This is a genomic window from uncultured Ruegeria sp. (genome assembly GCF_947489545.1).
Classification (GTDB): domain Bacteria; phylum Pseudomonadota; class Alphaproteobacteria; order Rhodobacterales; family Rhodobacteraceae; genus Ruegeria.
In genome coordinates this window covers 345,293-366,236 of record NZ_CANLDZ010000003.1, presented here as the reverse complement: position 1 = coordinate 366,236, position 20,944 = coordinate 345,293, and the positions used below count along the sequence as shown (strand labels likewise).

The following is a 20,944-nucleotide window of genomic DNA, read 5'->3' as shown; positions in this document are numbered from 1 at the left end:
GGCACCCTCATGTCATTATGTCTCAACGAAGATTTACAGATGCAGTGTCCCAACCACAAGCGTCATAGTCATGCGCGCAGGCGGGCCCTGTGACGTGCCAACCAATGGGCGAGCGTCAACAAGGGCAAATCCTTGAAAACACTCTGATCAACAAGGTTCATGAATTCTTCGAACGGCAGAATCTGCGTGCGGATATCCTCACCCTCAGTTTCCACACCGCCTACCTCGGTGGTTTCGGTCAATTCGCCCACTCCAACGTAGAGATAGACATACTCAGTCGACGATCCGCTTGATGAATAAGCGCCGCCCGCATATTCAAGCTTTTCCAAGGTGATTTTCGCCTCTTCTGTCGCCTCGCGATACGCGGTTTGCTCGGGCGTTTCTCCGGGATCGATCATTCCGGCGACGGGTTCCCACATCCAGGGCTCAGGGTCATCGATCAAAAACAACGGCGTTCTGAACTGCTCGACCAACAGGACCGTGTCGCGCACCGGGTCATAAGGCAACACAACTACGGCACTGCCTTGCAACAGTGCATTGCGGCTTAGCACAGGACCCATCGAGCCGTCGTGCTGGCGATGCTGCAGTTCGATTTCTTCCAATCCGAGGTAATCAACATAGGCCCGGGTATGACGATGCACGACGACATCTTCGGCCACATTGCGTGGATCACCGGTTTTGCGTTGTCGCGCAAACAGCTTGGCCCATGCCCGTGTCTGGATCGCAGGCATGCTGCGCGACATCGCGCGGGCGTCGACCTTGCCGAAATAGGCCATTTCTTCTTCAGCGGCGAGCGTAGTTACCTCGCCCAGCCGATCGACCCAATTCTGCAAAGACCAGGGATCGCTAGGTATCCACGCACCGGGAGCTGGATAAAACACCTGCGCGGAAGCTTCGCTATCATCCTGCAGAACAACAGTGACCGGTTCTAGATCATAGTCGAAGCCGCCTTCGTAAAACGCCAGTCTCGCCAAATCCTCAGCCGTCAGTCCACGCACAAGGATACCTTGGGCATTTGCCCGGGCTTCCTGCAGGATCATTGGAAAGTCCTGCCCCTGAACTGCGTAAACCATATGGTCAGGAAGGATTGCAGCATCCATGGACAGCGCGTTGGCGTCGCGCCCCAAAACACGGTGCAGCAAGGGCTCGTGCCGCAACGTGCCATATAAGAAAAGATCAGACACAATTCAGACTTTCACGCCGGACAAAGATATCAGCGCCAACGGCGACTTGCTTCTTCAGTTGCCAATCCAGCAACCACAGCACCAACGCCCAATGTCACTAGGATTTCGGGAACCAGCAACAGCTGACCATAGTCGAGCCCGATCTTGAAGATGGCCAATAATGCCTCGAAGGGGCCGTCGTAGCGGTGACGCATTGCCAGACGGAACATCTCGTAGCAGCCTTGTACAAACAGTGCCCAGAAGACCAACGAGGCAACGCCCGTCAGGCCATTGTTTACCCCCGCTGTCCAGCCACGGCCTGCGCGCTTGCCCATGACCTTCCATCCACAGATCCAGCCCAACGCGATGTTTACAATGGTGAAATAGCCATAATCTTTGCCTTCTTCACCATTTTCTATGATCATGCTCGACACCAAGAAGGCTATTACCACCAGACAAATGGCGGCAACTAGACGTGAGGCACTGGGCATTCTGAATTCCGTTCCTTAACTGGGCTTTGCTACGGTGATCTGTGTCACATCACAATTGCCTGTGTCAAAGGCCGCTCCACATGCGGTCAAATAATAATTCCACATGCGGCGAAAACGCTCATCAAAACCCAATTCTGATACCTGATCCCATTTGGCATTGAACGTCTCGTACCAACGCCGCAAGGTCAGGTCGTAGCTTTTACCAAATTCTTTGGATCGCACTAGTTTCAACCCCGCCTGATCAATTTGTTCACGCAAAACCGTCGGCGATGGCAGCATCCCACCCGGAAAGATGTATTTCTGAATGAAATCAACACCGTTCTTGTAGAATTCCCAGCGGTGGTCTCCGACGGTGATGATCTGAAAAGTGGCTTGCGCCCCGGGTTTCAGCCTTTCGCGAACCGTGTCAAAGTAAACCGGCCAGTATTTCTGGCCCACCGCTTCGAACATCTCGATCGAGGCAATCCCGTCATAGTGCCCACGCTCATCTCGGTAGTCCTGCAGTTTGAAATCAACAAGATCAGAAAGTCCTGCCTTTTCTATACGTTGAGAGGCGAATTTCAACTGTTCTTCACTGATGGTCAAACCTGTTACGCGAAGGCCACGCTCTTTCGCGGCATATTCGGCGAACCCACCCCAACCGCAACCAATCTCAAGGATGTGGTCACCGGGCTTTGCACCCATTTCGTCAACCAAGCTTTCGTATTTCGCGGCTTGCGCTTTTTCCAAGCTTTCCTGCCCTGTTTCAAACAGCGCGCTGGAATAGGTCATCGTGTCGTCCAGCCATAGACCGTAGAAGTCATTGCCCAGATCATAGTGGTACGAAATGTTCTTTTTGGCCTGCGTCCGGTTGTTACGGTGCAGCCAGAAGCGCAACCGCTCGTAGGCCTGAACCAGAAACTTACCCGTGAAACCATCATACACTGTTTCAGTTCCCAGATGGACCAGATCCATAAAAGATCGCAAATCAGGCGTGCTCCAATGTCCGTCCAGGTACGCGTCGGAAAACCCCAGCTCTCCCTCGCGGATTAGTCGGGCAAAAACATCCGGGTCGTGGATATCGACCTGAGCAACGGGACCTGGTTTGGCGCCCTCAGTGCGAAACGTACGGCCATCTGGCAAGGTGATATCCAGGCGGCCAGACTCCATCTTGCCCAGCATCTTGAAAACCTGCGCGAAATATCTGGGCAGATTTTTTTGCCCCTCAGTCGTCACAAAGATCATCCGCTCTCCCCTTTGCGGTGCCTCTAGAAGGCTAGGCCGCGATTCTGTTTCTGGCAAGTTTTCAGTTCCTTACTGGCTTTTTCGGCATTCATACGCGGCCAGCGCACGGCGTCGCCCATCTGGCAATGCGACGACAGGTTTTGGGTAATCTGTGTCGGGCCGGATGTTCCACGATCTCGGAACGGCATCGAAATAGGCAAGTGCGGTATCGCTTGCATCGGCCTGACCCTCTGCAATCCACCGCCGTATGTAAGCGCCATCGGGATCAAACCGCTCCTGTTGTGTCTGTGGATTGAATATCCGAAAAAACGGCGACGCGTCGGGGCCTGATCCGGCCACCCATTGCCACCCCATTGCGTTAGCAGCCGGATCCCAATCGATCAGGCAGTCCGCGAACCAATCCATGCCAATCTTCCAGTGAGTCATGAGATGCTTGGTCAGGTAGCTGCCGACAATCATTCGCGCGCGGTTGTGCATACGCCCGGTGACATACATCTGCCGCAAACCCGCATCGACGACCGGAATGCCTGTTCTGGCCTGCTGCCAAGCCACCACATCAGGATGGTTTGGATCGATATTCCAGGGAAACCCATCCCATTCCGGTTTCCAATTGCCGGTCAAAAGGCGTGGCGTGTGATACATCAGGTGGTACGCAAACTCACGCCAAACAAGCTGGCGCAAGTACGCCTCAGTCCCGGACACGCCCGTCATGGCGGCGCGCTGCACCCTGTGCCACGCGGTACGTGGCCCGATTTCACCTAATGAGAGGTACACTGACAGGTTCGATGTCCCATCCCGGTCCAACCTGTCCCGATCGTTGGAATACCCGCTAACGCGGTCCAGAAAACCGTCCAGATGATCAAGCGCCGCCTTTTCACCCGGCTGAACATACGGCCTGACGACGAAAAGCCCGCGGTTCATAGCCGTTCCTAACTTCCATGAAGCCAGATCATCAGAAGCAGGCCATTGCGTCGGCGCTGGCAGCCGCGTCGGCGCCGCATCTGGAACAGAAACCTCTCGCGACTGAACAGCCCGCCACATTGGCGTGAAAACACGGAACGGCTGTCCCGCTTTGGTTGCAACGGTCCAGGGTTCGAACAGAAGATGACCGGCAAACGACTTTGCCTGCACGCTTTGAGCGCTCAAAGTCGATTTGATCATTGTATCGCGTTCGATCGCTTCTGGATCGTAAGCACGAGACCAGTAAACGGACTTGGCCCCGGTTTCGGAGATCAAATGCTGCAATTGATCCAAGGCATTGCCGCGACGCAGGATCAGTCGAGTCCCAATTTGCCTTAGCGACTGGTCAAACTCTTCCAACCCCAGCCCAAGGCGCCACTTTGGTGCTGCACCCAAATGCTGGGCCAGATCGTCCAATATAAATACTGGGATGATGGGGCGGCCTGTTTCCACAGCCGCCGTAAGTGCCGGATGATCCGACAGACGCAAATCCCGTCGGAACCACAAAATAATCGGAGACTGCCCCTGTGACATACATGTCCTGATGTTTTCTTCGTTATACGAGGCCGAGCAAAATTTGGATCACAAAACGCGTTCAAGTGCCCCTAAAAGTTGATCAATTTCATTTTTCGCGGTGTAATGCGTGAAACTGATCCGAAGAACACCCTGCGCTGGATCGACACCCATAGCTTGCAACGGTCGCGACGCATAAAAGTCTCCGCCGCCAGCCATGATACCATGCTGCGCAAGTTCCGCCGCAACTGGTTCTGCTGGGTGATTCAACGACAACGCGACCGTCGGCGCCCGCACAGACGCATCTGACGGGCCAATCAAACGGACGGCATTTCGATCTTTCACAGCGTCCAGCACCGGTTGCAGCAAAGCAACCTCGTACGACCGCATCAGATCATGAACAAAGGCTCCTTGCTCGGCTGCGCCTGTCTTTGGCCCACCGTGATGGCCACACAGCTGTTCCACATAATCCGCCATCCCGGCGCTTGCTGCAATCTGAGCATGATCCGGGCCGGCCGGAGTGAACCGTTTGTACAAATCATCGCCGTTAAAATAATGCGCCTGGTTGGGCAACAGCTCTCCAAGTGTACGGCGAATGACCATGCAGCCTTGATGCGGCCCATAGGTCTTGTAGGCAGAAAACAGGTAGATGTCCGGGCCTAAATCGCCGACATTCGGGAACCCATGCGGCGCGTATGATACGCCGTCCACGCATACAAACGCACCTGCAGCATGGGCGATTGCAGTGATCTCGGTCACCGGATTGATCTCACCCACCACGTTCGAACAATGGGGAAAGCAGACAAGACGCACTTTTTCATCCAGCAGGTTTTCCAGATCTTGTGGGTTCAGCGACCCGGTATCAGGATCGATCTGCCATTCCCGCACCTCGACTCCAGCGTCTGCCAGACGCCGCCACGGGCCGGAATTGGCCTCATGGTCCTGATCAGTCACAATTATGGCCTCGCCTGGTTTCATCCACTGCCGGAACGCCTGCGCCAGAACATACGTGTTTTGCGTGGTCGAAGGGCCAAAGCTCAACTCATCCGTATCTACACCCAGAATCGTGGCCATCCGGGTGCGTGCCTCATCCATCTCTTGCCCGGCAAGCCGGCTGGCCTCGTACGCGGCGTAGGGTTGAACCTTGCGCTGAGTATAAAACCGCGTCAGCCGGTCAATAACCGGCTTGCAAGTATATGATCCGCCTGCATTTTCGAAAAACGCTTGCCCTGCCAGGCTGGGTTCGGAAAAAGCGGGAAACTGTGCCCGAACGAAATCGATATCCAGAGAGCTCATCGCATCTCACTCCTCAGTCATGCTGCACATCAAAGAGGGGCCGGCGCATGTTTCCGGACACCTCAGAAATCATGGCAGGTCTTCCAGCCTCGCCGAAACCTTGGTCACCAACACATGGCATCGGCAGTTCTATGGATTGATTGCGAACCCTAGGAACGAGGTTACGTTGCCGGTGGACCCCGCGCAGGTCAAGCGTGGCATTCAAACAAAAAAGGCCGGACCCATGGATCCGGCCAATTGCAAATCTCTGGTCGAAATCGTCAGCCTTGAACCTTGGTATAGGTCCCCTCGCCCGCCAGAATGCCGCGGAACCCGCCGGGTTCATCCAAGCTGAATACGATCAAGGGTAGGTTGTTGTCCCGCGCCAATGCAATGGCCGAGGCGTCCATGACCCGCAGGCGTTTGGCCAGAACATCGTCATAGGTCACTGTGTCATAGCGCACCGCATCCGCATGTTCCTTAGGGTCCTTATCGTAAACACCGTCAACGCCATTCTTGCCCATAAAAATAGCCTCGCACGCCATTTCGTTGGCGCGCAGCGTGGCAGCGGTGTCCGTGGTGAAATACGGGTTGCCTGTTCCCGCGGCGAAAATGCAGACCCGCTTCTTTTCAAGGTGACGCACCGCGCGGCGGCGAATATAGGGCTCACACACTTCATCCATGCGAATGGCCGAGATTACACGGGTGAACACCCCAACCTCTTCCAGTGCAGATTGCATCCCCAGCGCATTCATGACGGTGGCCAGCATCCCCATGTAATCCGCTGTCGTCCGTTCCATCCCCTGAGCCGAGCCGCTGAGGCCACGGAAAATGTTGCCACCGCCGATAACCATGCAAATCTCGACACCCAAATCATGCACTGATTTGACCTCTTGCGCGATGCGCTGGACCGTTGGCGGGTGCAAACCGAATCCCTGATCCCCCATCAAAGCCTCACCCGAAATCTTCAACATCACGCGTTTATAGGTTGTTTTAGGGGTTTCTTCGGTGTCGATGGATGGGGAAAGGCTCATATTGCGCTCCGGGCTGGCACGGGTTTATTTTCCGGCGCAAAATGAAGCAAAAGCGCCGCAGGTTCAATGCGGTTGGTAAGGAATGAGGCAACCCCGAATGACCAGCCGTTCAGCATCACAAATCCTAGACCGCCTGCCTACGATCCCAGAGGGTAAACCGGTGCTGATCGCAGGCCCCACTGCATCGGGAAAATCAGCGCTGGCCTTGCAGATTGCCGAGACCTTAGGCGGCGTCATCGTGAACGCCGATGCCAGTCAGGTCTATGATTGCTGGCGGGTCATCTCTGCCCGCCCGTCCGCCGAAGAAGAAGCCCGCGCCCCACACAAGCTTTATGGCCACATCCCCTTTGATCAGGAATATTCGACCGGGCACTGGCTGCGCGAGGTTGTTCCTTTGCTGACAGGCGATCAACGCCCAATCATTGTAGGTGGCACTGGCCTGTACTTTACTGCGTTGACCGAAGGCATGGCGGAAATTCCAACCACACCCGCGGATGTAAGGTCATTGGCCGATCAGATGTCGCTGACCGAACTAATGGCAGGCGTTGACGATCTGACACTTGAACGGCTGGACACCAACAATCGTGTCCGTGTGCAACGCGCCTGGGAGGTGCAGCAGGCGACCGGGCGCAGCCTGCTGTCCTGGCAGTCTGAAACACCCGCCCCGGATCTGACTTTGTCGAATGCCGTTGCCATCGTCTTTGATGTCGACAAGGCCTGGCTGCTGGGCCGGATCACCCGGCGCTTTGATCAGATGCTGGAAATGGGCGCCTTGGACGAAGTAAAGGCCATGCGCGATCGATATGATCCGTCACTACCGGCTTATAAAGCGATAGGTGTTCCCGAACTGACCGCGTATCTTGACGGAGAGATGACACTGGATCAGGCCCGAGAAAAAGCCACAATCTCGACCCGGCAATTTGCAAAACGACAACGGACTTGGTTTCGCGCCCGGATGAAAGAATGGTATCATATTGATTTCTCAAGGTGATACTTTGATAAGGCGTATTCTTTCCTGCGAGCCGCTCCGTGATCGTCGAAGTTCGATAGTGGGAAGGATAACCCACGCTTGCTCATCAAGTGTCTCACTTTGATAAGTGGGCGAATCCCCATCGGATTGTTCTGGCATAGCCCTTTGAACTCGTATCAAAGATGTCGTTTTTTTGCCATCTATGACGATTTCGAACATTGACCTGATGCAAATTCTGGTGCCGAATGCGCCTATGGGGATGCTGAGAATCCAAAAAAGAAAACCCATCGACCTACCTTTCGGCGCCTGCTGCGCCGGGTAGCTCTGATTTTCACAACAAAAAAACTGTGTCACAGGGAGATGCATTTATGACAAATCAAACAACCACCGGAGCACCGGTACACTGGGCGGCTGAGATGCACGCTCAGGAGTATCGGGACGGTAAGTTAAATCGCCGCGAGTTCCTAACTCGCACCACAGGGCTGGGCCTGACGGCCGCCGCAGCCTACGGCATGATCGGTTTGGCTGCACCTGCCCGCGCGGAAGGTGAAGACGCCAAGCAGGAAGGCGGTACAATCCGCGTTCAACAGGAAGTACGCGCTTTGAAAGACCCGCGTACCTATGACTGGTCTCAGATCGCAAACGTAACCCGTGGCACTATGGAATATCTGGTCGAGTATAACTCGGACGGTACATTCCGCGGCATGCTGCTGGAAGGCTGGGAAGTCAACGACGATGCGACCGTTTACACATTGAAAGTCCGTCCGGGCGTCAAATGGAACAACGGAGACGATTTCACCGCCGACGACGTTGCCCGCAACATCGCGCGCTGGTGTGACAAGAGCTCGGAAACCAACTCGATGGCGGGTCGTTTTGCGACCTTGATTGACGCTGACTCAGGTCAGGCAATTGATGGGGCCATCGAAGTTGTGGACGCAAATACGGTTAACCTTAACCTGCCCAACTCTGACATCTCGCTGATCGCAGGTATGGCCGATTATCCGGCCGCTATCGTGCACAGCTCGTTCAGCGAAACCGATCTGCTCAACAATGTAGGCACCGGTGCCTACCTGATTGAAGAGCTGGAAGTTGGTGTGAAAGCATCGCTGGTCCGCAACGAAGACCACACCTGGTGGGGCGAAGAAGTCTTTGGCCGTCCGGCGCTGGACCGCATCGAGTACATCGACTACGGCACCGATCCTTCCGCCTGGCTGGCTGCTTTAGAATCCGACGAAGTCGACATGCTGTACGAGTCGGTCGGTGAATTCATCGATGTGATGGACAGCCTCGGCTATGTGAAATCGGAAGTTGTCACGATGAACACCATCGTTGTTCGACCGAACCAGCTGGCCGAAATCGACGGCAAGAAGCCCTATGCGGACAAGCGTGTGCGCCAGGCTCTGCAGATGGCCGTGGACAACGCGGTTTGTCTCGAACTCGGATATGGTGGCCGTGGGTCGCCTGCTGAAAATCACCATGTTGGCCCGATCCACCCGGATTACTTCGAACTGCCTCCACAGAAAGTCGACCCGGAAGGGGCTCGCGCTCTGATGGAAGAAGCCGGAATGGCCGATTTCGAGCATGAGTTGATGTCAATCGATGATGACTGGCGCCGCAACACTACTGACGCCGTGGCCGCGCAGCTGCGTGACGCGGGAATCAAGGTCAAGCGGACGGTTCTGCCAGGCAACACCTTCTGGAACGACTGGGCCAAATACCCATACAGCTCGACCAACTGGAACCACCGTCCTCTGGGTGTTCAAATCTGGGCGCTGGCCTATCGTTCGGGCGAGGCCTGGAACGAATTCGGCTGGGCCAACCCTGATTTCGATAACTTGCTGACCGAGGCACTGGCCATTGCCGACGCTGACAAGCGTCGCGAAGTTGTCGCCAAGGGCGAAGCGATGATCCAGGAAGAAGGCGTGACCGTTCAGCCGTACTGGCGGTCGCTCTATCGTCACATGAAGGATGGCCTGGTGGGCACTGACATGCATGTGTCGTTCGAACACCATCACTACAAGTGGGGTTGGGCTGCGTAAAACCCGCCTGCTCACCCTCCCGGGGCGCCTGACTTGGGCGCCCCCTTACAGCCGCAGACTTTCCGACACGGGATCGGACGTCCGAGGCCAGAAAATGGTCCACTGATCTGCGGAACACCCGAATAACAGGGGCCAACATGGGACTATTCATCCTCCGACGGTTCGGCGTCATGCTGTTGACAGCACTGTGCTTGACGTTCGTGGTTTTCTTTCTGACCAACCTCTATCCAAACCTTGAAAAACTCGCTAAGACGCAGGGAAACCAGCGTATGTCCGACGAACAGGTCGAGACATGGCTTGAAAACAGGGGATATCTGCAACCGACACTTATTAAGTATGGCCAGTGGCTGGGCGTAATGCCGGGTTACCAAAAGGTTCAGGAGGATGGGCAGGTCTTGGGCACCTGCACGCGCCCCGGGTCAACGGCCGACAACACCCCAAGGTTCTGCGGTGTTCTGCAAGGGGATTGGGGATACTCCAGTGTGTTTAAGGACGAGGTTGGCAGCATCGTCGGCAAACGTCTGGGCAACACCGGCTTTCTGATGCTCTGTGTTCTGGTGCTGATGGTCCCATCTGCCCTTATCGTCGGAGTACTGGCCGGGATGCGTGAGGGATCAGCGCTAGACCGGTCCTTGTCCACTTTCTCGATCATCACCACCGCGACCCCGGAATATGTGTCGGGCGTGATTTTCATCGCGATCTTCACCTCATCCACTGTGGGCCTGAAATGGTTCAAGGGGACAGCGACGCAGGCGATGGACAATCCGACCTTCGAAAACTTCTTCCTGCCGGTTCTGACCATTGCACTTTATGGGATGGGGTACATCGCCCGAATGACCCGAGCGTCGATGACCGAAGTGATGACGGCCCAGTACATCCGAACCGCGCGCCTAAAAGGCGTGTCCTTCCCAAACATCGTGATGAAACACGCATTGCGCAATGCGTTGATCGCACCGTTCACCGTCATCATGCTGCAGTTCCCATGGCTGCTGAATGGTGTTGTGATCGTTGAGACCCTGTTCAACTACAAGGGCTTTGGCTGGGCGCTGGTTCAGGCTGCAGGGAACAATGACATTCAACTGCTGTTGGCGATTTCGGTCGTGTCGGTCTTTGTGGTTCTGGTGACGCAGCTGATCTCCGATATCGGCTATGTCTACCTCAACCCACGCATCCGTATTTCGTAAGGGAGATAGAACATGGAACCTCTTACCTGGACCGGCTCTATCGCCTTTCTAAACCCGCTTTTGATGGTTGCCCTTGCTGCATTGATCCTGTCGATTGTGATCTGGATTTTCGGAAGCATTGTCCTGCCGGAAGAACAAGTTACCGTAAACCCGGATGGAACGATAACATCCAGCAGCGGTGTACGAAACCTGACAAATCTGGCCTTGCGGTACAGCTTTGTAGCCTGTGTGGCATTGGCAGTTGGTTACTTGGTGCTGGGCATCCTCATGGGCACAAGCGCTGGCATTGTCGGGGCAATATCCCAACAATTCCTGCCCGTCTGGATGGCGCTGATCATCATGTTTGCCATGTCTATCGCCTATAAACGGCGGCTGGGTCTTTATGGCAAACTGTATGACAGCCCAATCGGTATGATCGGGTTTGGCCTTGTGATGTTCTGGGTGTTCACCGGGATTTTTGGTGCACTCGACCTGATCGTGACACAGGACCCTCTGGCACAGGTCTCGGGCATGAAGAACAAGGTCCCCGGGACGCCGTTGCCGAGCCCTGAAGACGGACAATACGCCTGGTATTTACTAGGCGGCGACAACCTTGCCCGCGACGTCTTTAGCCGAATGGTCAAAGGGGCCTGGATTGTGGTGCAGATCGCACCTCTGGCAACCATGTTTGCCTTCATGGTCGGTATTACACTTGGACTTCCGGCAGGGTATTATGGTGGTCGCCTGGACACGTTCCTCTCCTTCCTGGCCAACCTGATCCTGGCTTTCCCGGTCATCCTGCTGTTCTATCTTCTGGTCACACCGGAAATCGTGGCAACCGGCGTGCCGAACTATATGGCGGCCGTGTTGTTCGTGTTCCCCATCCTGTTTCTGACCGTTTTGCTGAACTCGCGCTACTACACGAGACCAAGTTTCCGCACGCCTCTGTTAATCGGAGTACTGGGGGTAACGGTCTGGCTGTACTTATCGCTGATTTCTACAAACGGGTACGTGATCAACACGGATGATTACAGCATCTGGGGCCTGCCCACCTATCTGGATCTTTTCGACGTTCCAGGCGGCATTCTGGTGGTGTTCGTTTCGGTGGTCTTCGTGAACTCACCCACCGTGTTTCGCATTGTCCGAGGTTTGGCACTGGATATCAAAACCCGCGACTATGTTGCTGCGGCACAGACCCGCGGCGAAGGCCCTTGGTACATCATGCTGTGGGAGATCCTGCCAAACGCACGTGGGCCACTGATCGTCGATTTCTGTCTGCGCATTGGCTACACCACCATCCTGCTGGGAACCTTGGGGTTCTTCGGATTGGGGCTGCCGCCGGAAAGCCCAGACTGGGGTTCTACGATCAACGAGGGGCGCAAGCTGCTGTCGATCTATCTGCACCCTGCCCTGCCGCCTGCCTTTGCGCTGTTGTCTCTGGTTCTTGGATTGAACCTGCTGGCGGACGGCCTGCGTGAGGAAAGCCTGAAGGACTGATGTGATATCGGCCGGGGGCTTTGCCCCCGGACCCCCCAGGATATTTTTAGCCAGATGACGGGGTTCCCCCGGACTCTCGCGAGGAGATACTAGATGAGCAAAATGGCGGAATATGACGGCCCGATCCTTGAGATTGACAAGCTGTCGATCTCATTTTTCACACGTCTTCGGGAAATTCCCGCCGTGATGGATTTCTCGGTCAGCGTTCAACCCGGTGAGGCTGTTGGGCTGGTAGGGGAATCCGGGTGCGGTAAGTCTACTGTAGCACTTGGCGTAATGCAGGATCTCGGCAAAAACGGTCGGGTCGTGGGAGGCACGATCAAGTTCAAGGGCCGCGATCTGGCCGAGATGAGTTCGGAAGAACTACGCGACATCCGCGGCAATGAGATCGCCATGATCTATCAAGAACCGATGGCGTCGCTGAACCCGGCGATGAAAATCGGCAGACAGCTGATGGAAGTGCCGATGATCCACGAGGGTGTGGGCCAGGATGAGGCTTATGCCCGCGCGCTGGAAGTGGTCACCGATGTACGTCTGCCCGACCCCGAGCGGATGTTGAATTCTTTCCCGCATCAGCTGTCGGGCGGTCAGCAGCAACGTATCGTGATCGCGATGGCGCTGATGTCAAAGCCTGCGCTGTTGATCCTGGACGAGCCAACGACCGCGCTGGATGTGACAGTCGAGGCCGCCGTAGTCGAGCTGGTTAAGGATCTGGGCAAGAAATACGGCACCTCAATGCTATTTATTTCGCACAACCTGGGTCTGGTTTTGGAAACCTGCGACAGGCTTTGTGTGATGTATTCCGGTGAGGCGGTTGAACGCGGATCGATCAAAGACGTGTTTGACGAGATGCAGCACCCGTATACGCAAGCGTTGTTCCGGTCGATCCCTTTGCCGGGCGCGGACAAGAATTCTCGGCCACTGGTGGCCATTCCCGGCAACTTTCCTCTGCCCCACGAACGTCCGTCGGGATGCAACTTTGGCCCGCGATGTGACTATTTCGAAGAAGGGCGCTGCGATTCACAGAATATTCTGATGGAGGCTGTTCCGGGCAATGATCGGCATCACACTCGGTGTCTGAAATTCCAGGAAATCGACTGGAACGCCCCAATCACATTGGCCGAGCAGAAGGAAAAGGGTGAAATTGGCCGGACCGTCCTGAAAATGGACAACCTCAAGAAATACTATGAGGTGGCAGCAAATGCCCTTTTTGGAGGCGGTACAACGAAAGTTGTGAAAGCCAATGAAACCCTGAGTTTCGAAGCACATGAATCCGAGACGCTCGCCATTGTGGGCGAATCCGGTTGCGGAAAATCCACGTTTGCCAAGGTTTTGATGGGTCTTGAAACCGCAACGGATGGTCAGATCCTTCTGGACAATCGCAATATCGAAGACGTGCCAATCGAAGACCGGGACGCCAAGACCGTGGGCGAGGTTCAGATGGTGTTCCAGAATCCGTTCGACACCCTGAACCCTTCGATGACGGTGGGCCGCCAGATCATCAGAGCGCTGGAGATCTTTGGGGTTGGCAATACCGAGGCTGAGCGCAAAAAGCGAATGCTCGAGTTGTTGGATCTGGTGAAACTGCCCCGCGCCTTCGCCGAGAGGATGCCAAGGCAATTGTCCGGCGGCCAGAAACAGCGCGTTGGTATCGCGCGGGCCTTTGCCGGGGATGCACGTATCGTTGTGGCAGATGAACCTGTCTCAGCGCTTGACGTGTCTGTTCAGGCCGCGGTGACCGATCTGTTGATGGAAATTCAGCGCGAGCACAAAACGACCCTGCTGTTCATCAGCCATGACTTGTCCATTGTGCGCTATCTCAGCGACCGGGTTATGGTGATGTATCTGGGTCATGTGGTCGAACTGGGGACAACGGATCAGGTCTTTTCACCGCCCTATCACCCATACACCGAGGCCTTGCTGAGCGCGGTTCCTATTGCCGATACGTCAATTGAGAAGGAACATATCGTTCTGGAAGGCGATATTCCATCCGCGATGGACCCTCCTCCGGGGTGTCCGTTCCAAACGCGGTGCCGCTGGAAATCCGAAGTGCCGGATGGTCGATGCGAGTCGGATGTGCCGCCAGTGAAAACACTGGCAGACGGGCACCAGGTCAAATGCCACCTGGCAGACGACGTGCTGGCCCGAATGCAGCCGGTCATAAAGATCGCCGCCGAGTGAATGAATTAAATTGACCCAAAAGGGCCGGTCAGTGACCGGCCCTTTCCTATTTCGCTCCATTTTCATCTTGGAAAGACGCATATGAGGCAGGTCGTGAGTGGTAATCCCGAGAGCTTGGTCTTTACCCTGTCTGCACGTTATTTCCGAAGTACATGAACTCCTGATTCATTCCCTTCACGTCACCAGCTTCCAGCTGCAAACTGGCATTGTCCAGCATCTTGTAACTCGGCTGAACCTTGACCCATTCATCAGCAGATTGCAGCGTTGTCAGCGTGTAGGAAGTGACGTCGTTCAGGTAATGCGTCGGAATGATGATTTTTGGCTTTAGCTTGGCCACGATGTCGTTGCCTTGATCAAAGCTGAGGATATGCTCGGACCCGTCTACCGGCAAGGTCAGGACATCAACTTCACCAATCGAGTCCCAAAACTCCTGCGGCGGATTGTGGCGATTATCCCCCCAGATCAACGTGCGAATGCCGCCGGTTTCAACCAGATAGACGACCATATCCATGTGGCCAACATTGTTGGGCGGGCAAGCCTCGGCGCCAAACTCGGCCAACGCATTTGTCCAGTCATACCACCCCGGAGCGACGCAGGCATGCTTGTCGGCAAATCCGGTAATCTTCAGATCTGCAAATTCGAAATTGCCCGCCATTCGGTCCAACACCATGGTGGAACTTGGGCGCTCAATCGCATCGTGGTCGAAATGGGCATGGGTGGACATCGTAATATCAACCGGAATCTGCGGAAATTCGTTCCTGAACCACAATCCCCACGCGCCAGACGGATCATCCCGCCAGGGATCAAACAGAACTGTGGCCCCATTTGGGGATGTAATCTTGATGGCACAATGACCGTAGTAATCGATCCCAACGGTTCCCGTGCTGGCCTGACCCGTAGCGCCCTGCAGATCAATCACGTGGTTGTTGTTGCCAGGTTGCAGCCAAGCTTGAGATTGGGCTTGGGCAGGCTTTGCCCCAATCAGCGATGCCCCTGCACCAATACCGGCTGCACCGGCTGCCATGAAAAACGACCGCCGCGACAACCCGGGCGCAAGCGCATCCCTGTTCCCTTTCACAATCGTGGGCTTCAGATCTTTGCGATCCATGTTTGATCCTCTCTGCTGGGTTGGCGCGGCGTGTCCCGCGCTCTGCCAAAGAGGGTAACAAGTCATCTAACCTTGGCTCAGACCGGAAAAATCTGGGGGGAATATGGGGCCAATCCCCATATTTCCTGATCACGAAATCGCGAGCAGATGGCTCCGCAGGTTTTGCGACCGCCCATCAAGGCCAAGCTTGCGACGGATGTTATTGCGATGAAAATCAATGGTCGACGTTTCGCGCGACAGCGCTTTTGCGATGTCTTTTGTCGTCTTTCCAAACATGACCATTTGCGCAACTTCAATCTCAGTCGGCGTCATGACCGCAAAAGCGTCTGTCAGCTTATCCGACATTGATGAGGTAATTTCATTGAGATTGTTTTCCGCCAATTCCAGATACACATGCTGGGCTTCATCTCGCCCCAGATGGCTGCGAACCTTGTCGAGATAGGGCAAGACCCTGTTTCGAACTTGCTCGACGATCTCATGGTCGCGGCTTTTGCGGTCATCATCCAAACTGGACAGCAAAACCCGCAACGCCGTGTTGGTTTCCTGCAATTCGCGCGTGCGCTCTGCAACGCGGTTTTCAAGCTGAGTCAGCGTTTCGTTAAGCTTTTCCTCCAACGCACGGCGCAGGTAAACCTCTTGCAACAAAGCCAAATCCGATTCGACGATGCGAGCGAATTGGCCCAAACCTTCCCGAAACAAAAGCGCCTGACGATTGCGTTTCCGATCCAAGACACAAATGGTGCCAAACACCGTTCCATCGGGCCACTTCAGCGGCAGACCGATATAGAATGACATCCCATGTTCCAAATCGTCATTATCGGCCCAAGCCGGATCACAGCTCGCATCTTCGACGACAAGCTCTCCGTCGCGCTCAAAGACCCCCTGGCAATACAGCTTAGGGTTCAACTGGAAACTTAGCCCGACCGGATAGGGATTGTCTGGATGATCGGAGGTTATGAGAACCGCGTGTTCCGGCGCATCTGTTTTCATAATCAGGCTGGCAGGCACATCCGCCAGCTGCGCGACCAGATCGACTAGCTGCTGCCAGTTGACCAAAGTATCCTTGGGAATGTTCGGGCGATCACGTGGCATCCAGAGCCTCCCCTTTGCCGGGCAGTTCTCTTTCAGACTAGATTGCCAACCGGGCAGCAATCAAGAAACGGGCGCTCTGCACTGCGGCATGGCGGCGCTCAGCCACCCCAGATCACTTTCACGTAGTTCTGGGTTTCTTTGTAGGGTGGGATTCCACCATGTTTTTCAACCGCCTTCGGACCGGCATTGTAGGCGGCCAGCGCAAGGCGCCAGGATTTGAACTTACGATACTGCCACGACAGATACCGTGCGCCGCCTTCAAGGTTTTGCTTGGGGTCATGTGGGTTCACGCCCAACAGCTCTGCGGTCTGCGGCATAAGCTGCGCCAGCCCGAGCGCGCCCTTGTGAGACTTGGCGTGTGGGTTCCAGCCACTTTCCTGCTGCACAAGACGCAAAAACAGCTCTTCCGGAATACTGTGCAGCCGGGCCGCGTCGCGGGCCATTGACAGGTATTGGCCGCGATAGTTGCCGGTGTAGCGTTTGTTGAATGTCCCTTGCGCCGCTTTGGGCTTCAAACGCTCGGACCCGCGGTACTGTGTCGCCGCACGAGAATCCAACACTTTGGCCTGCTTCAGAAAAATGTCCTTACGGCTTTTAGAGGACAGCGTCTGCGCTTCCAAAGGACCTGAAACCAAAGCAAGGCACAGGGCACACAAACCAACAACCAGAGAACGCATAAAAGCCTATCCCGCTCGTTCCAAAATCAGTCGGAGTATATGTATTCCAGTCAAAAATGAAAGCTTGGTAAATGGTGTCGAAAGAATTCTTGCCGACTGTTGTCGTGATCAACTGTGTTTTAACCATGATGCAGGCCGTATAGGGTCGCACAGACACGCAGCGCCAGATTCGGCGCATCTAAGTTAGAACAGAACGGGGAGTTTCATGGCGGGTTCAGTCAATAAGGTCATTTTGGTCGGCAATCTTGGCCGCGATCCCGAGGTCCGGTCATTCCAGAACGGCGGAAAAGTATGCAATCTGCGCATCGCCACATCAGAGAACTGGAAAGACCGCAATACTGGCGAACGGCGGGAACGTACGGAATGGCACTCGGTCGCCATTTTCTCGGAACCTTTGGCCCGTATTGCCGAGCAATATCTACGCAAAGGCAGCAAGGTCTATATCGAAGGTCAGCTGGAAACGCGCAAATGGCAGGATCAGTCTGGTCAAGACCGGTATTCAACCGAGGTTGTTTTGCGCCCCTATCGCGGCGAGCTGACCCTGTTGGACAGCCGTGGTGGTGACAGCGGTGGCAGTCAATCTGGCGGTTATGGTGGCGGCCAGGCCGGTGGAGGCTATGGCGGCGGAGACCCATACGGGGCCCCATCCAACGCACCTGCCCCGGCATCCGGCGGAATCGACGACGACGAGATTCCGTTCTAAACGAAACGGAGACATCAAATGACATGGTCCTTCTCTCTCGGACGGTTGCTCGGCTCCGAACTGAGGGTCCATGTCACCTTTTTCCTGCTGTTGGCCTGGATCGGATTCGCCGCCTATTCCAGCGGCGGATGGCCCGCAGCAATCGAAAATCTGGTTTTTGTGCTTGCTTTGTTTGCATGTGTAGTCGCGCATGAATTTGGTCATGCCCTTATGGCGCGGCGCTATGGGATAAAAACCCCCGACATCACCCTGTTACCCATTGGCGGTCTTGCGCGATTAGAACGGATGCCAGAAAAACCGATGCAAGAGGTCTGGGTGGCGCTTGCCGGGCCTGCTGTCAACGTCGCGATCTGGGTCATACTTGTCATACTCGGCGCTGGGATGCCTTACGAGGCTATCACTCAGATCGAGTCCGCCAATGTCGGGCTTCTGGACAGGCTCGCCTACGTCAATCTGCTTTTGGCTGCCTTCAACATGATCCCGGCATTCCCGATGGACGGCGGCCGCGTGTTCCGCGCCCTACTGTGCCTTCGGATGGACCGCGTCAAGGCTACGCGATTGGCGGCCCTCGGGGGTCAGGTTGTTGCGGTCGGGTTTGGCTTTCTGGGGTTAAGCTCTGGCAACCCAATCCTGATCCTGATCGCCGTCTTTGTTTTCGTCGCAGCCAACGCGGAAAGCCAGGACGTTGCCCTAAGGTCTGTCGCGCGACGTGTCTTGGCACGCGATGCCATGATTACCGAGTTTCACGCTCTGTCTCCCGATGACACACTTAGCACTGCGGCGCAGGCCGTTATTCATACCACTCAGCATGAGTTCCCAGTTTTGGATACAGACGACTCGCTATTGGGGTTTGTGACCCGGGATCGGTTGTTTGCAGCGCTGGCAGGTGATCATCCCCGGTCGGACTTGGCAACGTCGATCATGGAGACCGACATTCCCCAGATGGGCTTAACCGCCGGCCTTGAGGCCGTGTTGGAAGAATTGCACAAAGGTGCCCCTGCCATCGCGGTTCTCGGTCGAACCGGGCGTATGATTGGCTACATCACACGCGAGAACATAGGTGAATTGATGGTGATCAGAGGGCGCTAAAGCTATTTCTTATCAACCCGTTTGAAGCGCATCTTCAAGTACAGAAAAAACCGCCTCGCGCGGCACATCAGCGGTGACAAAGGCCTGCCCGATGCCTCGGGCCAGAATAAACCGCAACTGCCCATCCACGACTTTCTTGTCCTGTGCCATCAATTCCACCAAAGGCGCGGCACCAGGCAATTCACCAGGAATGTCGGTCAGATCGGTCTTCATCCCCATAGCCCGCAAATGTGCCCGCACCCGGCTTGGATCTTCCTGTGAGCACAAGCCCAGACGCGACGACAACTCAAAAGCCAAAGCGCAGCCAATGGCAACCCCTTCGCCATGAAGCAGCCTGTCAGAATAGCCGGTCGCAGCTTCCAGCGCATGGCAGAAAGTGTGGCCCAAGTTCAGCAGCGCGCGGTCGCCTTGTTCCGTTTCGTCGCGGGCCACAATGTCTGCTTTCATCTGAACCGAACGAGTCACCGCGCGAACCCGAGACGCCATATCACCCGACGAAACTGCAGACCCGTTTGCTTCAAGCCACTCAAAGAAATCCGCATCGCCCAGCAGGCCATACTTCACAACTTCTCCGTACCCGGACAGGAAATCCCTTTCTGTCATTGTGCCCAGCACCGATGTATCAGCCAGCACCAGCGACGGCTGGTGGAATGCCCCAATCAGGTTCTTACCTTGTGGTGCATTGATCCCCGTTTTCCCGCCGACGGAACTATCCACCTGCGCCAACAGAGAGGTGGGAATTTGCACAAAGCGGACGCCCCGTCGCAACACGGCAGCAGCAAAACCTACAAGATCGCCAATCACACCGCCGCCCAAGGCCACGACCACGTCCCGGCGCTCGACTTTTTCGGCCAGCAGCCATTCGACAGTGCGTTCAAAATGCGGCCAGCTTTTGGTGGCCTCCCCAGCTGGCAAGGCAAGTGCAGACATCTCGACACCCGCAGCGTTCAGCCCCTCGCGCAACGCGTCCAGATGCAGCGCTGCTACGTTCTCATCCGTGACAACCGCAACCTTTGGGCGTTGCAGCAGAGGTGAAATCCGCGCACCGGACTGGGCCAAAAGGTCAGGTCCGATCTCGACATTATACGAACGCTCGCCCAGCTCTACATTTACGGTCTGATGCATTTACTTCCGTTCCAAAACATCGGGACGCGTCATCAAAGCGACAATCACCCGATCCACCATTTTGTCGATTGAGACCTCACCGTCTGAGGTCACTGTCAGATCGGCCTCGGCATAAACCGGTACACGCGCCTCATACAAGGCTTTCAGGGTCGCATGCGGGTTCTTGGTGCGCAGCAATGGTCGCGTGTCTTTGTGACGAACCCGGTTCCACAAGACATTCAAATCTGCCCGCAGCCACACAGACGCCCCCTGTCGCGTGATCATTTCACGGTTTTCCTGAGACAGAAAAGCGCCGCCACCAGTTGACAGGATGCCCTTTTCCTCGTCCAGCAAACGGCCGATGACCTGACTTTCCTTGGCGCGGAAAAACGGCTCTCCATCCCGTTCAAAAATCTCTGGAATGGTCATATTCGCTGCCGATTCGATCTCAGCATCGCTGTCGACGAACGGAACGCCCAACCTGGCTGCCAGAGCGCGACCAACCGCGGTCTTCCCAGCACCCATCATCCCAACAAGGACCACAGTTTTGCGCAGACAAAAGTGCTGCCCTGTGTCCGCCGAGTGAGTGTTATGCTTTATTTCGCTCATTCTTCCGTGAATGACGTGATCTTGGAAAGAATGCCAGTTATAACTTGGCCAA

General features: G+C 55.5%; 18 protein-coding genes. 7 read left to right on the top strand and 11 right to left on the bottom strand.

The window, feature by feature from the left end:
• Window positions 1-68: 68 nt before the first annotated feature.
• The 6 genes from Q1B13_RS06695 to pyrH form a co-directional block, all read right to left on the bottom strand.
• Window positions 69-1,184, bottom strand: coding sequence for an NUDIX domain-containing protein (locus Q1B13_RS06695; protein ID WP_299078665.1), 1,116 nt, complete (start codon window positions 1,182-1,184; stop codon window positions 69-71).
• A 29-nt stretch (window positions 1,185-1,213) separates the two neighbouring features.
• Window positions 1,214-1,654 carry a TrgA family protein gene (locus Q1B13_RS06690; RefSeq protein ID WP_299078662.1) on the bottom strand — a complete coding sequence of 147 codons (441 nt, stop codon included), beginning with the start codon at window positions 1,652-1,654 and terminating at the stop codon, window positions 1,214-1,216.
• 15 nt (window positions 1,655-1,669) lie between these two features.
• Complete coding sequence (locus Q1B13_RS06685; protein WP_299078659.1) at window positions 1,670-2,878, bottom strand: cyclopropane-fatty-acyl-phospholipid synthase family protein; 1,209 nt, start codon at window positions 2,876-2,878, stop codon at window positions 1,670-1,672.
• Between the two features lie 69 nt (window positions 2,879-2,947).
• Window positions 2,948-4,372 carry a deoxyribodipyrimidine photo-lyase gene (locus tag Q1B13_RS06680; RefSeq protein WP_299078657.1) on the bottom strand — a complete coding sequence of 475 codons (1,425 nt, stop codon included), beginning with the start codon at window positions 4,370-4,372 and terminating at the stop codon, window positions 2,948-2,950.
• A gap of 48 nt (window positions 4,373-4,420) precedes the next feature.
• Entirely contained in the window at window positions 4,421-5,647 is a 1,227-nt protein-coding gene (locus tag Q1B13_RS06675; protein ID WP_299078654.1) for an aminotransferase class V-fold PLP-dependent enzyme, read from the bottom strand.
• Window positions 5,648-5,907: 260 nt separating this feature from the next.
• Window positions 5,908-6,660, bottom strand: coding sequence for a UMP kinase (pyrH, locus tag Q1B13_RS06670; protein WP_299078651.1), 753 nt, complete (start codon window positions 6,658-6,660; stop codon window positions 5,908-5,910).
• 97 nt (window positions 6,661-6,757) lie between these two features.
• On the opposite strand from pyrH, the gene miaA reads away from it, so the two are divergent.
• The 5 genes from miaA (at window position 6,758) to Q1B13_RS06645 (ending at window position 14,510) form a co-directional block, all read left to right on the top strand.
• Window positions 6,758-7,651, top strand: coding sequence for a tRNA (adenosine(37)-N6)-dimethylallyltransferase MiaA (miaA, locus tag Q1B13_RS06665; protein WP_299078649.1), 894 nt, complete (start codon window positions 6,758-6,760; stop codon window positions 7,649-7,651).
• Between the two features lie 347 nt (window positions 7,652-7,998).
• Window positions 7,999-9,669: an ABC transporter substrate-binding protein gene (locus tag Q1B13_RS06660; RefSeq protein ID WP_298932286.1), complete on the top strand. Its 1,671-nt coding sequence runs from the start codon at window positions 7,999-8,001 to the stop codon at window positions 9,667-9,669.
• Between the two features lie 137 nt (window positions 9,670-9,806).
• The gene (locus Q1B13_RS06655) at window positions 9,807-10,853 is read left to right on the top strand and encodes an ABC transporter permease (RefSeq protein ID WP_299078646.1); all 1,047 of its coding nucleotides are present in this window, start codon (window positions 9,807-9,809) and stop codon (window positions 10,851-10,853) included.
• Between the two features lie 12 nt (window positions 10,854-10,865).
• Window positions 10,866-12,329, top strand: coding sequence for an ABC transporter permease (locus tag Q1B13_RS06650; RefSeq protein WP_299078643.1), 1,464 nt, complete (start codon window positions 10,866-10,868; stop codon window positions 12,327-12,329).
• A gap of 93 nt (window positions 12,330-12,422) precedes the next feature.
• Window positions 12,423-14,510 (top strand): ABC transporter ATP-binding protein, encoded by a 2,088-nt coding sequence (locus Q1B13_RS06645; protein ID WP_298932292.1) that lies wholly within the window; start codon window positions 12,423-12,425, stop codon window positions 14,508-14,510.
• A 121-nt stretch (window positions 14,511-14,631) separates the two neighbouring features.
• Here Q1B13_RS06645 and Q1B13_RS06640 read toward each other — a convergent pair whose 3' ends face one another.
• The 3 genes from Q1B13_RS06640 to Q1B13_RS06630 all read right to left on the bottom strand — a co-directional run bounded on the left by Q1B13_RS06640 (window position 14,632) and on the right by Q1B13_RS06630 (window position 17,387).
• The gene (locus tag Q1B13_RS06640; RefSeq protein WP_299078640.1) at window positions 14,632-15,618 is read right to left on the bottom strand and encodes an MBL fold metallo-hydrolase; all 987 of its coding nucleotides are present in this window, start codon (window positions 15,616-15,618) and stop codon (window positions 14,632-14,634) included.
• 129 nt (window positions 15,619-15,747) lie between these two features.
• A complete protein-coding gene (locus Q1B13_RS06635) occupies window positions 15,748-16,710 on the bottom strand; it encodes a LuxR C-terminal-related transcriptional regulator (RefSeq protein WP_298932295.1) in 963 nt (320 codons plus the stop codon).
• Between the two features lie 98 nt (window positions 16,711-16,808).
• A complete protein-coding gene (locus Q1B13_RS06630) occupies window positions 16,809-17,387 on the bottom strand; it encodes a lytic transglycosylase domain-containing protein (RefSeq protein WP_298932297.1) in 579 nt (192 codons plus the stop codon).
• Window positions 17,388-17,592: 205 nt separating this feature from the next.
• Here Q1B13_RS06630 and ssb point away from each other — a divergent pair, with 205 nt between their 5' ends.
• Both ssb and Q1B13_RS06620 read left to right on the top strand, forming a co-directional pair.
• Window positions 17,593-18,090 carry a single-stranded DNA-binding protein gene (gene ssb, locus Q1B13_RS06625; protein WP_299078637.1) on the top strand — a complete coding sequence of 166 codons (498 nt, stop codon included), beginning with the start codon at window positions 17,593-17,595 and terminating at the stop codon, window positions 18,088-18,090.
• An 18-nt stretch (window positions 18,091-18,108) separates the two neighbouring features.
• Window positions 18,109-19,179: a site-2 protease family protein gene (locus tag Q1B13_RS06620; protein ID WP_299078634.1), complete on the top strand. Its 1,071-nt coding sequence runs from the start codon at window positions 18,109-18,111 to the stop codon at window positions 19,177-19,179.
• A 12-nt stretch (window positions 19,180-19,191) separates the two neighbouring features.
• Here Q1B13_RS06620 and aroB read toward each other — a convergent pair whose 3' ends face one another.
• Window positions 19,192-20,304, bottom strand: a complete 1,113-nt coding sequence (aroB, locus tag Q1B13_RS06615; protein ID WP_299078631.1) for a 3-dehydroquinate synthase — start codon at window positions 20,302-20,304, stop codon at window positions 19,192-19,194.
• Window positions 20,305-20,892 carry a shikimate kinase gene (locus Q1B13_RS06610; RefSeq protein ID WP_299078628.1) on the bottom strand — a complete coding sequence of 196 codons (588 nt, stop codon included), beginning with the start codon at window positions 20,890-20,892 and terminating at the stop codon, window positions 20,305-20,307.
• Window positions 20,893-20,944: the final 52 nt, after the last annotated feature.